Annotated in this window: 19 protein-coding genes; 10 read left to right on the plus strand and 9 right to left on the minus strand. The window is 65.8% G+C overall.

Annotation, left to right across the window (positions count from 1 at the left end; genetic code table 11):
- Nucleotides 1–250: 250 nt before the first annotated feature.
- From mtgA to mpl, 5 genes are all read right to left on the minus strand, one after another.
- Nucleotides 251–988, minus strand: coding sequence for a monofunctional biosynthetic peptidoglycan transglycosylase (gene mtgA / locus HWX39_RS30510; protein ID WP_175971383.1), 738 nt, complete (start codon nucleotides 986–988; stop codon nucleotides 251–253).
- Nucleotides 989–1,002: 14 nt separating this feature from the next.
- A complete protein-coding gene (gene aroE, locus HWX39_RS30515; RefSeq protein WP_175971384.1) occupies nucleotides 1,003–1,869 on the minus strand; it encodes a shikimate dehydrogenase in 867 nt (288 codons plus the stop codon).
- Nucleotides 1,866–3,953, minus strand: a complete 2,088-nt coding sequence (locus HWX39_RS30520) for an RNB domain-containing ribonuclease (RefSeq protein WP_175971385.1) — start codon at nucleotides 3,951–3,953, stop codon at nucleotides 1,866–1,868. The genes aroE and HWX39_RS30520 overlap by 4 nt, the downstream gene beginning before the upstream one ends.
- Before the next feature lie 80 nt (nucleotides 3,954–4,033).
- On the minus strand, nucleotides 4,034–4,603 hold the full coding sequence (locus tag HWX39_RS30525) for a YqiA/YcfP family alpha/beta fold hydrolase (RefSeq protein WP_175971386.1): 570 nt from the start codon (nucleotides 4,601–4,603) through the stop codon (nucleotides 4,034–4,036).
- A complete protein-coding gene (gene mpl, locus HWX39_RS30530; protein WP_175971387.1) occupies nucleotides 4,600–5,985 on the minus strand; it encodes a UDP-N-acetylmuramate:L-alanyl-gamma-D-glutamyl-meso-diaminopimelate ligase in 1,386 nt (461 codons plus the stop codon). The genes HWX39_RS30525 and mpl overlap by 4 nt, the downstream gene beginning before the upstream one ends.
- A gap of 246 nt (nucleotides 5,986–6,231) precedes the next feature.
- Here mpl and HWX39_RS30535 point away from each other — a divergent pair, with 246 nt between their 5' ends.
- The 10 genes from HWX39_RS30535 to HWX39_RS30580 all read left to right on the plus strand — a co-directional run bounded on the left by HWX39_RS30535 (nucleotide 6,232) and on the right by HWX39_RS30580 (nucleotide 14,468).
- Nucleotides 6,232–6,876 carry a UDP-N-acetylmuramate--alanine ligase gene (locus HWX39_RS30535; RefSeq protein WP_175971388.1) on the plus strand — a complete coding sequence of 215 codons (645 nt, stop codon included), beginning with the start codon at nucleotides 6,232–6,234 and terminating at the stop codon, nucleotides 6,874–6,876.
- Nucleotides 6,877–6,883: 7 nt separating this feature from the next.
- Nucleotides 6,884–7,435: a TlpA disulfide reductase family protein gene (locus HWX39_RS30540; RefSeq protein WP_175971389.1), complete on the plus strand. Its 552-nt coding sequence runs from the start codon at nucleotides 6,884–6,886 to the stop codon at nucleotides 7,433–7,435.
- Between the two features lie 194 nt (nucleotides 7,436–7,629).
- A complete protein-coding gene (gene aroQ / locus HWX39_RS30545; RefSeq protein WP_027783493.1) occupies nucleotides 7,630–8,082 on the plus strand; it encodes a type II 3-dehydroquinate dehydratase in 453 nt (150 codons plus the stop codon).
- 66 nt (nucleotides 8,083–8,148) lie between these two features.
- Nucleotides 8,149–8,622 (plus strand): acetyl-CoA carboxylase biotin carboxyl carrier protein, encoded by a 474-nt coding sequence (accB, locus tag HWX39_RS30550; RefSeq protein WP_175971390.1) that lies wholly within the window; start codon nucleotides 8,149–8,151, stop codon nucleotides 8,620–8,622.
- Nucleotides 8,623–8,706: 84 nt separating this feature from the next.
- The gene (gene accC / locus HWX39_RS30555; protein ID WP_047899754.1) at nucleotides 8,707–10,074 is read left to right on the plus strand and encodes an acetyl-CoA carboxylase biotin carboxylase subunit; all 1,368 of its coding nucleotides are present in this window, start codon (nucleotides 8,707–8,709) and stop codon (nucleotides 10,072–10,074) included.
- A 2-nt stretch (nucleotides 10,075–10,076) separates the two neighbouring features.
- Nucleotides 10,077–10,979 (plus strand): 50S ribosomal protein L11 methyltransferase, encoded by a 903-nt coding sequence (gene prmA, locus HWX39_RS30560; protein ID WP_175971391.1) that lies wholly within the window; start codon nucleotides 10,077–10,079, stop codon nucleotides 10,977–10,979.
- 45 nt (nucleotides 10,980–11,024) lie between these two features.
- The gene (locus HWX39_RS30565; RefSeq protein ID WP_175971392.1) at nucleotides 11,025–12,374 is read left to right on the plus strand and encodes a DUF3426 domain-containing protein; all 1,350 of its coding nucleotides are present in this window, start codon (nucleotides 11,025–11,027) and stop codon (nucleotides 12,372–12,374) included.
- 73 nt (nucleotides 12,375–12,447) lie between these two features.
- Complete coding sequence (gene tpx, locus HWX39_RS30570; protein WP_175955600.1) at nucleotides 12,448–12,951, plus strand: thiol peroxidase; 504 nt, start codon at nucleotides 12,448–12,450, stop codon at nucleotides 12,949–12,951.
- 85 nt (nucleotides 12,952–13,036) lie between these two features.
- Entirely contained in the window at nucleotides 13,037–13,975 is a 939-nt protein-coding gene (locus HWX39_RS30575) for a carbohydrate kinase family protein (RefSeq protein WP_175971393.1), read from the plus strand.
- 19 nt (nucleotides 13,976–13,994) lie between these two features.
- A complete protein-coding gene (locus tag HWX39_RS30580) occupies nucleotides 13,995–14,468 on the plus strand; it encodes a glycine zipper 2TM domain-containing protein (RefSeq protein ID WP_175971394.1) in 474 nt (157 codons plus the stop codon).
- A gap of 234 nt (nucleotides 14,469–14,702) precedes the next feature.
- Here HWX39_RS30580 and HWX39_RS30585 read toward each other — a convergent pair whose 3' ends face one another.
- The 4 genes from HWX39_RS30585 to HWX39_RS30600 all read right to left on the minus strand — a co-directional run bounded on the left by HWX39_RS30585 (nucleotide 14,703) and on the right by HWX39_RS30600 (nucleotide 20,367).
- On the minus strand, nucleotides 14,703–15,359 hold the full coding sequence (locus HWX39_RS30585; protein WP_175971395.1) for a histone H1-like DNA-binding protein: 657 nt from the start codon (nucleotides 15,357–15,359) through the stop codon (nucleotides 14,703–14,705).
- Between the two features lie 28 nt (nucleotides 15,360–15,387).
- Nucleotides 15,388–15,714 (minus strand): hypothetical protein, encoded by a 327-nt coding sequence (locus HWX39_RS30590; protein ID WP_175971396.1) that lies wholly within the window; start codon nucleotides 15,712–15,714, stop codon nucleotides 15,388–15,390.
- An 82-nt stretch (nucleotides 15,715–15,796) separates the two neighbouring features.
- Entirely contained in the window at nucleotides 15,797–17,008 is a 1,212-nt protein-coding gene (locus HWX39_RS30595) for a ribonucleotide-diphosphate reductase subunit beta (protein WP_175971397.1), read from the minus strand.
- 365 nt (nucleotides 17,009–17,373) lie between these two features.
- Entirely contained in the window at nucleotides 17,374–20,367 is a 2,994-nt protein-coding gene (locus HWX39_RS30600; RefSeq protein WP_175971398.1) for a ribonucleoside-diphosphate reductase subunit alpha, read from the minus strand.
- Between the last annotated feature and the right edge of the window lie 351 nt (nucleotides 20,368–20,718).

Genomic DNA, 20,718 nt, shown 5'->3' on the forward strand with positions numbered 1-20,718 from the left:
ACGTTGCATTTCACGTGCCTTTCAGCCGCTTTCGCGTTTAGCCGGAAAGACTAAAAATCCCCGAATTTCGTGCCATACCGGCCAACAAAGTCGCATGGCGCGCGGCATTGCTCAGTAAAACGAAATAGACGAATTCGTCTAAAGGATGTGGCCCGAAATGCGCGCGACACGAATGCGCTGCAGCGCACAAACGACTCACGAGCGGCGCACGGTTGGCGAAACGGTCAATGCAACGGCGCAAGCGCGCCGTTCACTCCGATTGCGGCAGCTCGGCCGCACCCATCCGGCGGGCAATGACTGCCGCACGCTGCGCCTGGTAGGCCGAGCCGCGGTGCGCGTCGAACCAGCGCGGCTTCGGCAGCATCACCGCGAGACGCGCCGATTGCCACGCGCCGAGCCGGCTGGCGGGAATCCTGTAGTAATAGCGTGCGGCTGCCTCGGCGCCGTACACGCCGCGTCCCCACTCGACGGAATTCAGGTAGATCTCGAAGATCCGCTCCTTGTCGAGCACCGTTTCGAGCATCCACGTGATGATGAGCTCCTGCCCCTTGCGGATGTAGCTCTTCTCGCGCGACAGGAACAGGTTGCGCGCGAGCTGCTGCGTGATCGTCGAGCCGCCCGCGACGATCCGGCCGCGCGCCTTGTTCTTCTCCCACGCCTGCAGGATCGCGTCGACGTCGTAGCCGTTGTTGGTCGCGAAGGTCGAATCTTCCGACGCGATCAACGCGCGCTTCAGGTTGCGCGAGATCTGGTCGTACGGCACCCATTGATGCTGAATCTGCGCGGGCGGCTTGTCGCGCGACAGCCACCACGCGTCGGTACGCATGAACGCGGTCGAGCCCGGGTTCACGAACGACCACAACGCGATCTGCACGAGATAGAACAGTTGCGTCGCGAACCACGCGCCCGCGAACACCGAGCCTGCATAGACGATCCAGCGGGCCGGGCTCACCGTCCGCGTGGGCTGCGTGCCGCTCACCGCCACCACGTGCCGCGCTCCGTTCAGCTCGCCGCGAGCGCCTGGCGCAGCGCGGCCAGCACCGGTGCGCCGTCCGGCCGCACACCGCGCCAGATGAAGAACGATTCGGCCGCCTGCTCGACGAGCATCCCGAGGCCGTCGGCCGTGCGCGCGCCGAGCGACGCCGCATGCTGCATGAACACCGTCGGCTGCGCGCCGTACATCATGTCGTACGCAAGCGTGCCCGCGCCGAACGCGGCCGCGTCGCACTCCGGCAGCGCGGCATCGAGGCTGCCGGCCGTCGCGTTGATCACCACGTCGTACGGCTCCGCGCGCACGACATCGGGACCGCCACCCGCGAGCGTGCAGCCCGCATCGTGCGCGGCCTGCATGAACTGCCCGACGAGTGCCTCGGCCTTGCTCGCGGTACGGTTCACGATCGTGATCGACAGCGGCGCGCGGTCGAGCAGCGGCAGCACGACGCCGCGCGCCGCGCCGCCCGCACCGAGCAGCAGAATGCGCGCGCCCGCCAGCGACACGCCGAGATTCGCTTCGATGTCGCGCACGAGGCCGACACCGTCGGTGTTGTCGCCGTGGATGCGGCCGTCGGCGTCGAAGCGCAGCGTGTTCACGGCACCCGCCGCCGCCGCGCGCGGCGACAGCGTGTCGGCGAGCGCATGCGCTTCGAGCTTGAACGGCACCGTCACGTTCGCGCCGCGCCCGCCTTCGGCGACGAACGCGCGCACGGCCGCGTCGAAACCGTCGACCGGCGCGAGCCGGTGTGTATATTCGACCGGCTCGCCCGTCTGCGCGGCGAATTGCGCGTGGATGAACGGCGACTTGCTGTGCGCCACCGGGTTGCCGAACACGACATAGCGGTCGGCGCCGCTCGTCGACGCAGCCGCGGTCATGATGCGCGCCCCTCTTCGCCGGCGTTGCCGTTCGCGGCTTCGCCACCTTCCCCGTCAGCCGCGCCGTCCGCTTCGGCCATCGCTTCGGCCTCGGCTTCGGCCGTCGCGTCTTCGGCGTCGATCAGCGTGTCGTCGCCGCCTTCGGCGTCCTCCTCTTCCTCGGCCGCGTCGCCGCTCGTCACGGCCGGCGCGTCGAGCACCTTCACCAACCGCACCGATGCCTCGATCGTCAGCTCGTCGAGCGACATCACGTCGAGCAGCACGCGCGTGCCGCGCGCATGCACGCCGAGCCCCGGCACGTGCAGCAGCAGCGGAATTTCCTCGAGACGCACGAGATCGCCCTTCACGACGCTCGCGACGACCTGCTTTTTCTGCTCCTGCGCAAGCCAGCGCAGGCACCAGAAATACTCCATCCGGCGCTGGTAGTCGGCATAGGCCGTGTAGGTGTCGTCGAAGCCCTGCACGACCGCATAAAGATCGGCGTCCTTCGGCTTGAACGGTGCGGCGAGCTTCGCGGTGACACCATGCTGCACGCACGCGAGCAGTTGCCACTGGTTCACGAGGTCGACGTAACGGCGCAGCGGCGACGTGCTCCACGCGTACTGCGCCACGCCGAGGCCTTCGTGCGGCGCGGCCGTCGTCTGCATCCGCGTGCGCTTCGGGCCCGGCGCGCCGAAGCCGCGCTGCGAGCGGTAGATGCCCGGCACCGTGTGGTCGTGCAGGAACGCCCCCCAGGTCGAGTTCGCGAGGATCGCGAGCTCCGACACGATCAGGTCGAGCGGCGACCCGCGGCGGCGCGGCGTAATCGACACGTGCTCGCCGTCGACGTAGAAGTTGTAGTCGGTGTTGCGCTGCACCTCGCGCTTCAGGCCGTAGCCCGCGCGCGCGACCTGGCGCTTCTCGAACAGCGCCTGCGCAAGCGGCCACAGCACGGCGATGTCGTCCTTGTGCGGATAGTCGCCGGTGCCGGCCGCGAGCGTCTCTTCGTTGACGAGCTCGTCGAGGTGGTTGTGCCGCAGGTTGCTCTTCACGAACACGAGCTCGGCACGCGTCTCGTTCGCGACGATCTCCTGGGTTTCGCGGTTGACGATGATGTACAGCGACAGCGCCGGGCGGTAGTCGCCTTCCTTCAGCGTGAACACGTCGACGACGTCATCCGGCAGCATCGTGATCTTGTCGCCCGGCATGTAGACGGTCGACAGGCGCGTGCGCGCGATCGCGTCGACCGCGTCGCCGCGCACGATGCCGAGCGCCGGCGCCGCGATGTGCACGCCGATCCGCACACGGCCGTCGGCCAGGTGCTCGACCGAGAACGCGTCGTCGATTTCGGTCGTCGTGATGTCGTCGATCGAGAACGCCTGGACGTCCGCGCGCGGCAGGTCGTCCGGCAGCGCGCCGACCGTGACGGCCGGGAAACCGGTGCCGTGCGGGAAGAACTCCGCGAGGAAGCGCGCCTCATGCAGCGCACGCGGCGACGCGATGCCGCCGCAGTCGAGCATCAGCCGCGCCGGCGACACGCCGAGCGCACCGGCCGCCGCTTCCATCGCCTTGTATTCGATCGCGTTCTTGTCCGGCCGCGTCAGCAGCCCGAGCACCTTGCCCACGAACGCGTCCGGCAACTTGCCGGCCTTCAGTTCCTCTTCATACTGCACCTGGACGAGCGCCTGCTGGCGCTTGCGCTCGAGCGACGCGAGCGCCATCTTGAGCTGGTCTTCCGGCGCGCGCTGGTACTGGCCGCGCCCCTTGCGGCGGAAGTAGACGGGCGAGCCGTGCAGTCGCAACACCAGCGCCGCACGCTCGACCGGGCCGTACGTCGCGCCGAAGTATTCCGCGGCCAGCGCCGTGTACGCGAACTCGTCGGCCGGCGCGCATTCCCACAGGAAATCCAGATCGATCTGCTGCGCGGCCGTGTCGGCCTCCTGCATCAGTTCGCTTGCGGCCGGCTTGTCGAATTCGATCAGCACGTCTTTCGCGCGCACTTTCGCACGCCGCCCGCCGGGCAACTCGACCTGAAACGCGTCGCCCTGGCGCGACAGCACGCTGCCCGCCTTGAAACTGCCCGATTCCTCGAAGAAAACGTTCACTCAGTACTCTCGTTCAGACTGCCGGGCGCCGCGTCGGCGGCGCCGCATGATGATGGGAATTCGATCGGCACATGGCCGGTTTAAGACGTCTTTCCGTCGCAAAACGCGAGAACGTCGTCGACATAGTCGGCAAACTCGCTGATTCCGTGATCGCTGCCTTCGATCACGCGCGTTTTCGCGCCCGGGTAATGCGCGAGCATCTCGCGGTAATCGAGCACTTCGTCACCGGTCGCCGCGAACAGATAGTAGCGTTCGGCACGCGTGATCGCCGGCACGCGCAGCGCATCGAGTTCATGCAGGTGGCGGCGCTCGACGACGATCGTGCCGCCGCCGTGGTACAGCGGCTGTTCACCGAGATGCTGCTCGAGGTCGCGCTGCGGCACGATGGCCGGATTCAGCAGTACGGCCTTCCAGCCGTGCTTTTCGGCCAGCCACGTGGCGTAATAGCCGCCGAGCGAGCTGCCGATGACGGTCACGTCGCGCGCGCCGGCCACCTGCGCTTCCGCGACCGCGATCGCCTCGAGCGGCGACACCGACAGCGACGGGCATCGCCACTCTTCGGTGCGGCCGAGTTCGGCCATGCGCGCTGCGAGCTGGCGCGACTTCTGCGATTCCGGTGACGACCGGAAGCCGTGCAGATACAGGATCACGTGCGACTCCCGAGCGCATCGAGCAGCTTCTGGTGCACGCCGCCGAAGCCGCCGTTGCTCATCACGAGCACGTGGTCGCCCGGACGCGCAGCCTCGACGACAGCCTTCACCAGCAGGTGCAGATCGTCGAACGCGCGTGCTTTGTCGCCGAGCGGCGCGAGCGCCTCGCCGAGGTTCCAGCCGAGCGCGTCGCGCCCGGTCGGCGCGCCGTAGCCGAACACGAGATCGGCGTCGGCCAGGCTCGCCGGCAATTGCGACTTCATCACGCCGAGCTTCATCGTGTTCGAACGCGGCTCGAGCACCGCGAGGATGCGGGCATTCTGTCGGCCGATGCGGGCACGAAGGCCGGCGATCGTAGTTTCTATCGCGGTCGGATGGTGTGCGAAGTCGTCGTAGACGGTCACGCCGTCCACGCTGCCGCGCACTTCCATGCGGCGCTTCACGTTACGGAACGAAGCGAGGGATTCGGCCGCCTGCGCGGGTGGCACGCCCACATGGCGCGCAGCCGCAATCGCCGCGAGCGCATTCATCCGGTTGTGATCGCCCTGCACCTGCCACGCGACTTCGCCGACGCGTTCCGCGTGCGAATACACCGCGAAACGCTCGTCGACCGGCACGCCGTCCTCGGCCGGCAGCGCCTGCCAGCCGCCGTCGACGCCGAACCGCTCGACCTCGCTCCAGCAGCCTCGCGCCAGCACGCGCTCGAGCGCGTCCGAGCGGCCGTTCGTGACGATCCGGCCGACACCGGGCACGGTACGCACGAGATGGTGGAATTGCGTCTCGATTGCCGCGAGATCCGGGAAGATGTCGGCATGATCGAATTCGAGATTGTTCAGCACCGCAGTGCGCGGCCGGTAGTGGACGAACTTCGAGCGCTTGTCGAAGAACGCCGTATCGTATTCGTCGGCCTCGATCACGAAGAAACTCGAATCGGTGAGCCGCGCCGACACGCCGAAGTTCAGCGGCACGCCGCCCATCAGGAAGCCCGGATTCAGGCCCGAGTCCTCCAGCAGCCACGCGAGCATCGACGACGTGGTCGTCTTGCCGTGCGTGCCCGCGACCGCGAGCACCCATTTGCCGGCCAGCACGTGCTCGCCGAGCCACTGCGGGCCCGACACGTACGGCAGGCCGCGATCCAGGATCGCCTCCATCAGCGGATTGCCGCGCGTGACGACGTTGCCGATCACGAACAGGTCCGGTTTCAGGTCGATCTGCTCGGCGCCGTAGCCCTCGATCAGCGTGATGCCCTGCGCCTCGAGCTGCGTGCTCATCGGCGGATAGACGCCCGCGTCGCAACCCGTCACCGTGTGGCCCGCCTCGCGCGCGAGTACGGCGAGACCGCCCATGAAGGTGCCGCAGATGCCAAGAATGTGGATGTGCATAGATGAATGCTTTCGCGCCGCCGGGCGCCGTCGATTCGGAAAGGATGTGGGTGCGGCGCGCCGGACGAGCCATGCGGCCGGCGCCCGGCCAACGGCTTTTGCCGCGACACAAAGGACACTATTGTAACTGACGGCCTGCCGTGCCCGGCGGCCCGAACGCTGCGCGCGAACGGCGCCGGCACGCCGGTCGGCAGGCCGCCGCCCCCGCGCTCGGGCCCTGCGGCGATCGAGTATGATTGCCGGATCATGTCTCGCAAAACCCTTCTCGACCCGCGGCGCGTCCGCGAGGAAATCGCCCAGTCCGCCGCGCGCCTGATCGCGGAGGACGGTCTGGACTATGCCGGCGCGAAACGCAAGGCCGCCCGCCAGTTGCTGGGCGACACGCGTGTTGCCGGCGAATGGCTGCCGGATAACGACCAGATCGAGGAAGAACTGCGCGAGTACCTCGCCCTGTTCCAGAGCGACACGCAGCCGGACGAACTGCGCCGCCTGCGCGAAGTCGCGCTCGACTGGATGCGCCGGCTCGCCGAGTTCCATCCTTATGTGACGGGTGCCGTGCTGAACGGCACCGCGAACGCGCATTCGGATATTCATTTGCAGGCATTCACCGACAACCCGAAGGACGTCGCGATCTACCTGCTGAACCAGAATATCCAGTACGAGGTATCCGAGACGCGGCACTTCGCGGGCCGCGCCGACGTCGAGACGCTCAGTTTCCTGTGGCGCCCGCGGCGCGACGTGGACGCGATCGGCATCCACCTCGCGCTCTATGCGAGCGACGACCTGCGCGGCGCGGTCAAGGCCGACGCGCGCGGCCGGGTCGCCCGTGCGGATGCCGCGGCGCTGCGTGCGCTCGTCGAAGCAGGCAAGACCCCTTCCGAACCGGAATGATTCAACGATGATGATGAAACGCATGTTGGCGCTCGCGGTGGTCGCGGCCGCCGCCGTTGCCGGCGGGCTCGCCGCCGGCCATTGGTTCCGCGGCACGGCCGATGACGGTGTCGCCGTCGCCGCGCCCGCCACGCACGGCAGCCCGGTCGAACAGCTGTGGGCGGCGTCGCTGACGGGCACCGACGGCAAGCCGGCCACACTGTCCGCCTTCAAGGGCCAGAAGGTCGTCGTCAATTTCTGGGCGTCGTGGTGCGGCCCGTGCGTCGAGGAGATGCCGGAGCTCGTCACACTGTCGCATCAATACAAGCAGAAGGGCATCCGTTTCATCGGGATCGGCGTCGATTCCGAACAGAACGTGAAGAACTTTCTGCAGAAGGTGAAGGTCGACTATCCGGTATTCATCAGCGGATATGCGGGCGCAGATCTGGCCCGTAATTTCGGAAATACCGCCGGCGCGCTGCCGTTTACGGTCGTCATCGACGAAACCGGCAAGATTCGCGAGACAAAATTGGGACAAATCCAACCGGCCGAGCTGAAAAAGACGCTCGACGCACTGTAACCTGTCCGGACGACGGCCCGCACGTTGGCGGCGATTTGCCCGTGGATCACCGCAATTTCGCGTGAATTCGCCGATACTTTGCGTGCGCACCGGTAATTCTTGCAGGTCGGGCGCGCTCGACCGTTCGGCAAAACTAGACAAATTTCTCTAAATAGCGCTAAAGTTCGCGCAATTCCGCAGAAATAGAAGCGACCATGACACGATTGCTGGTGCTGCACGGCCCCAACCTGAACCTTCTCGGCACCCGGGAACCGGAGGTGTACGGCCGCGTCACGCTCGCACAGATCGATCAGGCGCTTGCCGCGCGTGCCCGGGAAGCCGGCGCCGAACTGTCGTCGTTCCAGAGCAACCATGAAGGCGCGCTGGTCGACCGCATCCAGGCCGCACGGGAGGAACAGACCGATTTCATCCTGATCAATCCGGCCGCGTATACGCACACGAGCGTCGCGATCCGGGACGCGATCGCCGGCGTTGGCATCCCGTTCGTCGAGGTTCACTTGTCGAACGTGCATCGCCGCGAAGCGTTCAGGCACCACTCCTACTTTTCCGACCAGGCCGAAGGCGTGATCTGCGGGCTCGGCTGGAAAGGTTATCTGTACGCGCTCGAGTACGCGCTGGACAAGCTGCAAGGCGCGTCGCGCGGCTGATTTCGCGATCTAGATTCAGCGCCGGCCCCTAACCGGCGCTTTCACGTATTGAAAGGGGAATTCCCGATGGATCTTCGTAAGCTGAAAACTCTGATCGACCTCGTTTCCGAATCCGGCATCTCCGAGCTGGAAGTGACGGAAGGCGAAGGCAAGGTGCGCATCGTCAAGAACGCGCCGCCGGTCTACGTGCAGCCGACGGCTGGGTATGCCCCGCAAGTCAGCGCGCCCGCGCCGTCGGCCGCGCTGCCGGTCGAAGGCGCAGCCGCGCCGGCCGCAGGCGGTGCAGCCGCTCCGGCTGTCCCGCAGGGCCACGTCGTGACGTCGCCGATGGTCGGCACGTTCTATCGCGCACCGTCGCCGGGCGCCGACCCGTTCGTCCAGGTGGGCGACACGGTCAAGGAAGGCCAGACGATCTGCATCATCGAAGCAATGAAGCTGCTCAACGAGATCGAGTCGGACAAAGCCGGCGTGATCAAGGAAATCCTCGTCGAGAACGGCCAGGCCGTCGAATACGGCCAGCCGCTTTTCGTGATCGGCTAAGTCCGCCGCGCGGCCTGCGGGTCGCGCGCCGCCGATGCCCGCCAGGCGCCGTTCGCGCGCCCCTCGAAGAGACGAATACTCGCTATGTTTGAAAAAATCCTCATTGCCAACCGCGGTGAAATCGCGCTGCGCATCCAGCGTGCGTGCCGCGAGCTCGGCGTCAAGACGGTGGTCGTCTACTCGGAAGCCGACAAGGAAGCCAAGTACGTGCGCCTCGCGGACGAAGCCGTCTGTATCGGCCCGGCTCCGTCGAACCTGAGCTACCTGAACATGCCGGCCCTGATCAGCGCCGCGGAAGTCACCGATGCCGAGGCGATCCACCCCGGCTACGGCTTCCTGTCGGAGAACGCCGATTTCGCGGAACGCGTCGAGCAGTCGGGCTTCACGTTCATCGGCCCGCGCCCGGAAACGATCCGCATGATGGGTGACAAGGTCACCGCGAAGCAGACGATGATCAAGACCGGCGTGCCGTGCGTGCCGGGCTCGGAAGGCGCGTTGCCGGACGATCCGAAGGAGATCGTCAAGATTGCGCGCGCGATCGGCTATCCGGTCATCATCAAGGCGGCGGGCGGCGGCGGCGGGCGCGGGATGCGCGTCGTGCACACCGAGGCCGCGCTCGTCAACGCGGTCAACATGACCCGCGAGGAAGCCGGCCGTGCGTTCGGCAACCCGCAGGTGTACATGGAGAAGTTCCTCGAGAACCCGCGCCACATCGAAATCCAGGTGCTGTCCGACGCGTACAAGAACGCGATCTGGCTCGGCGAGCGCGATTGCTCGATGCAGCGCCGCCACCAGAAGGTGATCGAGGAAGCGCCGGCCCCCGGCATTCCGCGCCGCCTGATCGACCGCATCGGCGACCGCTGCGCGGACGCCTGCAAGAAGATGGGCTACCTCGGCGCAGGCACGTTCGAATTCCTGTACGAAAACGGCGAGTTCTACTTCATCGAGATGAACACGCGCGTACAGGTCGAGCACCCGGTATCGGAGCTGATCACGGGCGTCGACATCGTGCAGGAACAGATCCGCATCGCGGCCGGCGAGAAGCTCGCGCTGCGCCAGCGCGACATCCAGTTCCGCGGACATGCGATCGAATGCCGGATCAACGCCGAAGATCCGTTCAAGTTCACGCCGTCGCCGGGCCGGATCACGTCGTGGCATACGCCGGGCGGTCCTGGCGTGCGCGTCGATTCGCACGCCTACAATGGCTATTTCGTGCCGCCGAACTATGATTCGATGATCGGCAAGCTGATCACCTACGGCGCGACGCGCGAGCAGGCGATCAGCCGGATGCGCATCGCGCTGTCGGAAATGGTCGTCGAAGGCATCCAGACCAACATCCCGCTGCACCGCGAGCTGATGATCGATTCGAAGTTCGTCGAAGGCGGCACCAGCATCCACTACCTCGAAAACCGGCTCGCCCAGAAGCAGCAGGTCGCACCGGAAGAAGCGTAAGCATGAGCTATCGCGAACTCGTCGTCGAACTGGCCCGCGAGCATGCGGAGGCGCTGTCCGACGCGCTGCTCGAACTCGGCGCGCTGTCGGTGTCCGTGGAAGACGCCGACGCCGACACGCCCGACGAACAGCCGCTCTTCGGCGAGCCGGGCCTCGTGCCCGATCGCACCGCGTGGCAGCACTCGCGCGTGGTCGCGCTGCTCGCGGCCGACCACGAGCCGGCCGTGCTGCTCGCGGCGGCCGCGAACGAGATCGGCATCGTCGAGACACCGGCGTTCACCGTCCGCGAAGTCGAAGAACAGGACTGGGTGCGGCTCACGCAATCGCAGTTCGAGCCGATCCCGATCGGCGAGCGGATCTGGGTCGTGCCGTCGTGGCACGACGCACCCGATCCCGATGCGCTCGTTCTCGAACTCGATCCTGGCCTCGCATTCGGTACCGGCAGCCACCCGACCACGCGCCTGTGCATGGAATGGCTCGAGCAGTCGGTGAAGCCCGGCCAGTCGGTGCTCGACTACGGTTGCGGCTCGGGCATTCTCGCGATCCTCGCGAAGAAATGCGGGGCGAACCCCGTCATCGGCATCGACATCGATCCGCAGGCAGTCGAATCGGCGCGGCAGAACAGCGAGCGCAACCACGCGGATGTCACGTACGGGCTGCCCGATGCATGCCCGGACGGTGAATTCGACATCGTCGTCGCGAACATCCTGTCGAATCCGCTGAAGCTGATGGCGTCGATGCTCGCATCGAAGGTCAAGCCGGGCGGCCGCATCGCACTGTCGGGCGTGCTCGCGCGCCAGGCGGATGAAGTTGCGGCCGTCTACGCACGCTACGTCGACATTTCGGTCTGGCGTGAGCACGAAGGTTGGGTATGCCTCGCCGGAACCCGACGCGAAAGCCATTAGAATAGCGCTGTCCTTCACTCTGGCCAGCAGGCCGCCCGGCTCGACATGCTTCTTGCGACGCGCTGCCCTCATTGCGAAACCGTCTTCCGGCTGCAGCAGGAACAGCTCTCGCTGCATCAAGGGCTCGTGCGCTGTGGGCATTGCCACGAAGTCTTCAACGCATCCGAGTCGCTCGTTCCCGAGCACGCGCAGCAGCCCGAGCCGGCCCTGACCGAACCGGCTGCCGCGCCGGATGACGGCGACGCGCATCATCCGGCCCCGCCTCGGCTGTTCACTGCCGAAGCGCCGGCCGCACTCCCTTCCGACACCGATTACAAGCCGGAAGGCTGGGACATGTGGGCGCCATGGCTCGATGCCGGCGTCGACCCGTCGCTGCAGCACAGCGTGCAGACCCTGCGCACCGAACCGCTGATCCCGCTCGCACTTCCGTCCACCGAAGCCGGCGTCGTTCACCTGTCGGGTACGCCCGCACCGTTCGCGCCCTCCCCGGCCGAGCTGGACACCTCCACGGACGTCGTGCAACCCGCCGAATCGCTGCAGACGCAGCAAGACACCGGACCATCGGCCGCACCCGTCGAACGCGACCCGCGTGAGCCGCGCTTCGTCGCCCACCTTCCGTCGGACCCAGAGAGCGCTCGCGACGCCGCCGAACCCGTCGGCACCGCACGCTTCGCCGTGCCGGACGACGAACGCGCGCCGCGCGAACCGCATTTTGCGTTCGCTCCCGCGCCAGCCGTCACCGAAGCCGAAGCCGGGGCCGGGGCCGAAGCCGAGCCTGATACCGGCACCACACGGCATGACGAGACGCGCTCCGCCGCGGCCAACGCACCGTCCGCACCGTTCCCCGCTGCGCTGACCGACGACGATCGTCCGCACTTCGCCGTCACGCGCGAGACGCGCGCTCCGCAGCGACGCGGCATGCTCGGCGGCTTTTTCGGTGGCCTCGTCGCCGCCGTGCTCGCCGTGCTGCTCGTCGCGCAACTCGCATGGTGGCAGCGCGAAACGCTGATGATCTACGCGCCCGTCACACAGGGCTGGTTCCGGCAGGCCTGCGCGCCGCTTGGCTGCACGGTTGCGCCGCCGCGCGCGATCGACGGCCTGCGGCTCGACGCGACCGACCTGCGCCAGCTCGACGGCCCGCGCGAGCTCGAGCTGAAGGTGCCGCTGACGAACCGCTACCGTGTCGCACTCGCCTATCCGTCGCTCGAGCTGACGCTGCTCGACGACACCAACCGCGTGACCGTACGCCGCGTACTTGCGCCGCGCGACTACGTGCGCCCGGGCACGCCGATCGACGCCGGGCTGCCGCCTGGCACGACGCAGACGATGGTCGTCCGCGTCGAAACGAACGGCACGCCCGCCTCGAATTTCCGCGTCCAGATTTTCTATCCGTGACGCACCGCGGCGCGCGCCTGCGCGCCCGTCTCAACCCGCGCGCCGGAGCGGCGCGCTATTTCGGAGCACGAACATGAGCAAAGTTACGCTGGGTGGCAACCCGATCGATCTCGCCGGCACGTTCCCGGTCGTCGGCGCACAAGGCGCCGATTTCAAGCTGGTCGGCAAGGATCTCGCCGACCTGTCGCTCGCCAGCTTCGCCGGCAAGCGCAAGGTGCTGAACATCGTCCCGAGCCTCGACACGCCGACCTGCGCGACGTCGACCCGCAAGTTCAACGAAGCCGCATCGTCGCTCGACAACACGGTTGTCATCGTCGTGTCCGCCGACCTGCCGTTCGCTGCTACGCGCTTCTGCACGACCGAAGGCCTCGAGAATGTCGTGACGGCTTCGACGTTCCGCACCGGCCGCGCGTTCGCGAACGCGTACGGCGTCGACGTGACAAGCGGCCCGCTGAACGGCCTGACCGCACGTGCAGTCGTCGTGCTCGACGCGCAGGACAAGGTGATCCACGCGGAACTCGTCGGCGAAATCAAGGACGAGCCGAACTACGATGCAGCGCTCGCCGCACTGAAGTAAGCTTTCTTTCGCTTTCCCCTGCCGCGCCGCGCCTTTCGCGCGGCGTTGTCGCGCAGGGTCCCTCATTTCTACAGGAACGCACACCTTGGCTACGTTGATTTGCGGCTCGATCGCCTACGATTCCATCATGACCTTCGAAGGGCGGTTTCGCGAGCACATCCTGCCCGACCAGGTGCACCTCATCAACCTGAGCTTCCTCGTGCCGACGATGCGTCGCGAATTCGGCGGCTGCGCGGGCAACATCGCGTACGCACTGCACCTGCTCGGCGGCGATGCGCGCATGATGGGGACGATGGGCGCGCTCGACGCGCAGCCGTATCTCGACCGGCTCGACCAGCTCGGCCTGCGCCGCGACCACGTTCGCGTGCTGCCCGACACGTATACCGCGCAGGCGATGATCACGACCGATCTCGACAACAATCAGATCGCGGCGTTCCACCCGGGTGCGATGATGCAGTCGCACCTGAACCACGCGGGCGACGCGCCGGACATCAAGCTCGCGATCGTCGGCCCCGACGGCTTCGAAGGGATGGTGCAGCACGTCGAGGAACTCGCCAAGGCCGGTGTGCCGTTCGTGTTCGATCCGGGCCAGGGCCTGCCGCTGTTCGATGGTGCGACGCTGCGACGCAGCATTGAACTTGCGACCTATGTGGCGGTCAACGACTACGAGGCCAAGCTGGTGAGCGACAAGACGGGATGGTCCGAAGATGAAATCGCCAGCCGGGTCGACGCGCTCGTCATTACGCGTGGCGAGCACGGCGCGACCATCCGCCACAAGCAGGGCACGGAGCAGATTCCTGTCGTACGGGCGGAGCGCATCTCCGATCCGACCGGCTGCGGCGATGCCTTCCGGGGTGGCCTGCTGTACGGCATCGAGCATGGCCTCGACTGGGCAACCACGGGCCGCCTCGCGAGCCTGATGGGCTCGATCAAGATCGCCCACCAGGGGCCCCAGACTTACGTACTGACGCGCGCCGAGATCGACGCGCGCTTCGAGACTGCATTCGGTTACAGTCTCAAATGAATTTTGTGGGAGAGCAAAGATGTTGACGAAAAAGACCCTCACGCTCGCTGCCATGCTGACGGCCTCGCTGACGCTCGCCGGTTGCTTCACCGCACCCGGTTCGGCGGATGTCTATAGCGTTGGCCAGGCGCAGCGGGAACAAACGGTTCGCATGGGGACGGTCGAAAGCGTCCGCGCCGTGCGCATCCAGTCCGACGGCGGCGGCAGCGCGATCGGCACGCTCGGCGGCGGCGCACTCGGCGCAGTGGCAGGCAGCGCGATCGGCGGCGGCAAGGGGTCGATCCTGACCGCGATCGCCGGCGGTCTCGTCGGTGCGGTCGCGGGCAACGCGGTCGGCGAAAACCTCAGCACGGCGAACGGTGTCGAAATCACCGTGCGCCTCGACAACGGCGATCTGCGCTCGATCACGCAGGCAGCAAGCGGCGAAGCGTTCCGCGCCGGCGAGCGCGTGCGACTGCTGTCGAGCGGCGGCATCACGCGCGTCACGCACTAACAGGTACCTCAGCACGCGGCGCAAGCCGCGGTCGAACGCATGTGCGAAGCCGCACATGCGTTTTTTTTCGTCCGTACTCGCCGGTGCCGGCATACGGGCTCCCGACGTCCCGCACATCCGCAGGGACGGACGAAAAAAATCCCGCCACCTGAACCAGATGGCGGGACTGATTGAGTAGCGCTACTCAACCCACGGACACCCCGTGAGTGTCCGGGTGGTACGGGTCAGCCTCGATTACGGACGGCTGCCGGTCGGGAACGGCCATGCCGCTGCCGGGTTGAGCGCGGTCTTCACGCCCGATGCCGGCGCAACCGAAGTGGTCGACGCGGTCGTTGCCGGCGCAGCCTTCTTCACGACGGCCTTCTTCGGAGCCGCAGCCTTCTTGGCCGGAGCGGCAGCCTGCTTCGCGGGCGCAGCAGCCTTCTTCGCGGGAGCAGCAGCCTTCTTCGCGGCAGCCTTCTTGGCAGGCGCAGCCTTCTTCGCAGCAGCCTTCTTCGCCGGCGCGGCCTTCTTCGCAGCAGCCTTCTTCGCCGGTGCGGCCTTCTTCGCAGCAACCTTCTTCACTGCGACCTTCTTGGCTGCAACCTTCTTCGCTGCGGCCTTCTTGGCCGGTGCGGCCTTCTTCGCAGCAACCTTCTTCACTGCGACTTTCTTGGCTGCAACCTTCTTCGTTGCGACCTTCTTCGTTGCGACCTTCTTCGCTGCAACCTTCTTCGCTGCGGCCTTCTTGGCCGGTGCTGCCTTCTTCGCGGCAACCTTCTTCACCGCGACCTTCTTCGCAGCAACCTTCTTCACTGCAGCAGCCTTCTTCGCCGGCGCAGCAGCCTTCTTCGCAACGGTCTTCTTTGCAGCAACCTTCTTAGCAGCCGGTTTCTTCTTGGCGGTAGCCATGTTGTTCTCCTTCAGGTTCAGATGAGAGTCAGTTCAAACTACACCCTTCGTCAAAACCCGCTTCCCGCGGACGCTGTTCAGGACGTGCGCTTCGAAGCGGGCTATTCATCGGCGTACGCGGATACCACGCGCTTACGCTAATGAATACGGTATGGCGCGCGTGACCACCCGGCCTCGCGCGCCAAATCAAGTCGGTAGCCGGCGCACCTCGCGCCGCTACCCCTAATCGCTTGATCAAGCGGACCGCCACACAGCCGTCCGCTTTTTCCGGAGGGAAGTTTGCCCATCCCACTGAAGGGTTCGCAAAGTGCCTGTCGTGTCGTCGTGCCGTTAAGGCACCGGGCATGCTTTGCATCAGGCGTTCTTGCTCCTAAACCTTGGGCCGGGGCCAAGAGGCCGCCGGCTGCTCCATCATGTGACGGGTTCGCTGCTGCGGGTTATTCCCAGGACAGCGCGCCGCCCGTCTGATACTCGATCACACGCGTCTCGAAGAAGTTGCGTTCCTTCTTCAGGTCGATCATCTCGCTCATCCACGGGAACGGGTTTTCCTCGTTCGGGTACAGCGGGTCGAGGCCGATCTGCTGGCAACGACGGTTGCTGATGAAGCGCAGATAGCTCTTGAACATCGACGCGTTCAAACCCAGCACGCCGCGCGGCATCGTGTCCTCGGCGTAGCGGTATTCGAGTTCGACAGCCTGCTTGAACAGCTCGCGAATCTCGGCGCGGAATTCCGCGGTCCAGAGATGCGGGTTCTCGAGCTTGATCTGGTTGATCAGGTCGATGCCGAAGTTGCAGTGCATCGACTCGTCGCGCAGGATGTACTGATATTGCTCTGCAGCACCCGTCATCTTGTTCTGGCGGCCGAGCGCGAGGATCTGCGTGAACCCGACATAGAAGAACAGGCCTTCCATGATGCAGGCGAACACGATCAGCGACTTCAGCAGCTTCTGATCCGCTTCGAGCGTGCCGGTCTTGAAGGCCGGGTCCGTCAGCGTGTGGATGAACGGGATCAGGAATTCGTCCTTCGCGCGGATCGACGCGACCTCGTGGTACGCGTTGAAGATCTCGCCTTCGTCGAGACCGAGCGATTCGACAATGTATTGGTACGCGTGCGTGTGGATCGCCTCTTCGAACGCCTGGCGCAGCAGGAACTGCCGGCACTCGGGCGCCGTGATGTGGCGGTACGTGCCGAGCACGATGTTGTTCGCCGCGAGCGAATCGGCCGTCACGAAGAAGCCGAGGTTGCGCTTCACGATGCGGCGCTCGTCCTCGGTCAGACCATTCGGGTCCTTCCACAGAGCGATGTCGCGGGACATGTTGATTTCCTGCGGCATCCAGTGGTTCGCGCAACCGGCCAGATACTTTTCCCACGCCCACTTGTACTTGAACGGCACCAGCTGATTGACGTCAGTCTGGCCGTTGATGATGCGCTTGTCGGCGACATTGACCCGCGCTTCCGAACCGCTGGCGGGAGCAGCCGATGCTTGCGGCGGCACCGCAAGATCGCCTTCGAAAATGTCGCGGACCTGATGGGCGGCAGGCGTTGCAGCCTGCAGTCCGACAGCCGTTCCTGCGGAGGTGCGCATCGCGTTTTGCTGCGCTCCGCTCGCGGGAGTTACGGCAGTCTTCTCTTCATCCCAGTTGAGCATAAATTCTCACCATCAATTTAGAACGGTTTGTACCATCTTTTCCTGAGCGATAAAAGGGTTCGCTCACGAAAAATCCTTTTTTCGATTCGCGTTGCGACCTCGATACAACACTTTGAGCAACGCATCGTCGTTCATGCAGCGCGCGACGTGTGTCGCGCGTGTATCGCGAGGTGCGCTCGACGCATCGAACGCTGATCGAAACGCGACGTCGTCGGGGATGTTTCGATCGCTTGTCACTGCCTGCAACGCAGGTGCCGCGTTACAGATTCCTTATCATTTTTTTAGTTGAGAGCGGCGCACACTTCAACCTCGATCGGTCGTCGTGTGCGCCGCGCTGACCTTCTTCTCAGGTCAGGCGCACTGCGTTACTGGCACGCTTCGCATTCGTCGAAGCCAGGATCGCCCGGACGCATCGTGCACACCGGACCATCTGCCTCGACCGGTGCGAGTGCCGGTGCCGCGTTGACCGCGCCCGACGACGCAGCGCCGCCTGCCGCACCGAAGCCGCCAGCCGCGCCTTGCGCGCCGCCGCTACCCGAACCGCCGCCCGTCGGCACTGCGTTCAGCGCGCCGTGTGCGACCGTCGACTTCTCGACGTGCGTCGCCGCCATCGTGCGGAGGTAGTAGGTCGTCTTCAGGCCGCGCAGCCATGCGAGCTTGTAGACCTCGTCGAGCTTCTTGCCCGACGCGCCGCCCATGTAGATGTTCAGCGACTGCGCCTGGTCGATCCACTTCTGGCGACGCGATGCCGCTTCGACCAGCCACGTCGGGTCGACTTCGAACGCGGTCGCGTAGATCGCGCGCAGGTCGGCCGGGATACGGTCGATGCGCGACAGCATGCCGTCGAAGTACTTCAGGTCGGCGACCATCACCTCGTCCCACAGGCCGCGCTCCTTCAGGTCGCGCACCAGGTACTCGTTCACCACCGTGAATTCGCCCGACAGGTTCGACTTCACGTACAGGTTCTGGAAGGTCGGCTCGATACAGGCCGACACCCCGATGATGTTCGAGATCGTCGCCGTCGGCGCGATCGCGACGCAGTTCGAGTTGCGCATGCCGTGCGCGGCGATCCGCGCACGCAGCGACGTCCAGTCGAGCGATTCGGAGGTGTCGACCTCGACGTAGCCGCCGCGTGCTTCCGTCAGCAGCTTCAGCGTGTCCTGCGGGAGGATGCCGCGATCCCACAGCGAGCCGCGGTAGCTCGAGTAACGGCCACGCTCTTCGGCCAGCTCGGTCGACGCGTAGTACGCGTAGTAGCAGACCGCTTCCATCGAACGATCGGCGAACTCGACCGCCGCTTCCGACGCGTACGGCGTGCGCAGCAGGTGTAGGCAGTCCTGGAAGCCCATGATGCCCATGCCGACCGGGCGGTGCTTCAGGTTCGAGTTACGCGCCTTCGGCACCGCGTAATAGTTGATGTCGATCACGTTGTCGAGCATGCGCATCGCGACGCTGATCGTGCGCTTCAGCTTGTCGTGGTCGAGCGCGTAGCTGCCGTCGGCCTGCTTCACCAGGTGGGCGACGAGGTTCACCGAGCCGAGGTTGCACACCGCGATTTCGGTGTCGCTCGTGTTCAGCGTGATTTCCGTGCACAGGTTCGACGAGTGGACGACGCCGACGTGCTGCTGCGGCGAGCGCACGTTGCACGGATCCTTGAACGTGATCCACGGGTGGCCCGTCTCGAACAGCATGCCGAGCATCTTGCGCCAGAGTTGCTGCGCCGGGATCTTCTTGAACAGCTTGATCTCGCCGCGCGCGACCTTCTCTTCGTAAGCCGTGTAAGCCTTCTCGAAATCGGCGCCGAACTTGTCGTGCAGGTCCGGGCAGGTCGACGGCGAGAACAGCGTCCAGTCGGCGCCTTCCATCACGCGCTTCATGAACAGGTCGGGAATCCAGTTCGCCGTGTTCATGTCGTGCGTACGGCGGCGATCGTCGCCCGTGTTCTTGCGCAGCTCCAGGAACTCCTCGATGTCGAGGTGCCACGATTCGAGGTACGCGCAGACCGCGCCCTTGCGCTTGCCGCCCTGGTTGACCGCGACAGCCGTGTCGTTGACGACCTTCAGGAACGGCACCACGCCTTGCGACTTGCCGTTCGTACCCTTGATATGCGAGCCGAGTGCACGCACGCGCGTCCAGTCGTTGCCCAGGCCGCCGGCGAACTTCGACAGCAGCGCGTTTTCCTTCAGCGCTTCATAGATGCCGTCGAGATCGTCCGCGACCGTCGTCAGGTAGCACGACGACAGCTGCGAACGGTGCGTGCCCGAGTTGAACAGCGTCGGCGTCGAGCTCATGAAGTCGAAGCTGGACAGCACGTTGTAGAACTCGATCGCGCGCGTTTCGCGGTCGATCTCGTTCAGCGACAGGCCCATCGCGACGCGCATGAAGAATGCCTGCGGCATTTCGATGCGGGCGCCGTCGACGTGCAGGAAGTAGCGGTCGTACAGCGTCTGCAGGCCGAGGTAGCCGAACTGCAGGTCGCGGTTCGCGTCGAGCGCTTCGCCGAGGCGCTTCAGGTCGAACTGCAGCAGTTTGTCGTCGAGCAGGCCGGCATCGACGCCGCGCTTCAGGAACTGCGGGAAGTATTCCGCGTAACGGGTCGACATCTCGGCCTGCACGACTTCCTCGCCGAGGATCTCGCGGCGGATCGTGTGCAGCAGGATGCGGGACGTGACCTGGCTGTATGCCGGATCCTTTTCGATCATCGTGCGCGCAGCCAGGATCGCCGAGTCGTAGACCTGGCTCATCGGCACGCCGTCGTACAGGTTCTTCACCGTTTCCGCGACGATCGGGTCAGGGTTAACCGCAGCGCCGAGGCCGTCGCATGCCGACACGATCAGTGCACGCAGCGCGTTCAGGTCGAGCGGGCGCGTGACGCCGTTGTCGACGACGTTGATGCCGGTGCTCGCGTCGCCGCCGGCTGCCGCTGCTTCCTCGCCCGCATGCTGGCGCTCGAGGTGACGCTTCTCGCGATACAGCACGTACGCACGCGCAACGTTGTGCTCGCCGCCGCGCATCAGCGCGAGTTCGACCTGGTCCTGGATGTCTTCGATATGGAACGTACCGCCGTTCGGGCGGCTGCGCACGAGCGCGCGCACGACGTTCTGCGTCAGTTGCTCGACCTGCTCGCGCACGCGCGCCGATGCCGCGCCCTGCCCGCCATTGACGGCCAGGAAAGCCTTGGTCACCGCAATCGCGATCTTCGAAGGTTCGAACGAGACGACGCTGCCGTTGCGGCGGATCACCTTGTAATCGGCGAACGTGGCCTGCGGCGCGAGCGCCTTCGCGCCCTGTTCGGTCCCGCCGAGCGGACGGCTCGAGGCGCTCTCGTACTGGGACGTCGCGTTGTCGGTGGTTTGCATGTGCAAAGCTCCTGGTGTTGGATGGTGCGGAGAGAACCGCGGATTAAAACGAACGCTGCGCAACGCGGTGCGCGAGCGGTAAGAGGCGAGCGATGCGCCGGGGAAGCCGGTTCGGTCGATGCGCGACAACCGATTCGGTCGTGTGCTTCGTCATGTATACCCTGCCCCGTCGAAGTTCGCTGCGCTGATCGCGCCGCCCGGACCGCCCGGCCTGACGCGCCGCCCTGAGAACCCTGTCCGCCGGCGTTGCCCGCCGGCCGGTGCCGCTCGGGTTTCCCCTGCGACACACACTATATCTAGTACAGAACCGCTCAACTGGCACCAAGTATAGTGGACATTCGGAGGACGTCC

The sequence above is a fragment of the Burkholderia sp. BCC0322 genome (assembly GCF_902833045.1).
Lineage (GTDB): Bacteria > Pseudomonadota > Gammaproteobacteria > Burkholderiales > Burkholderiaceae > Burkholderia.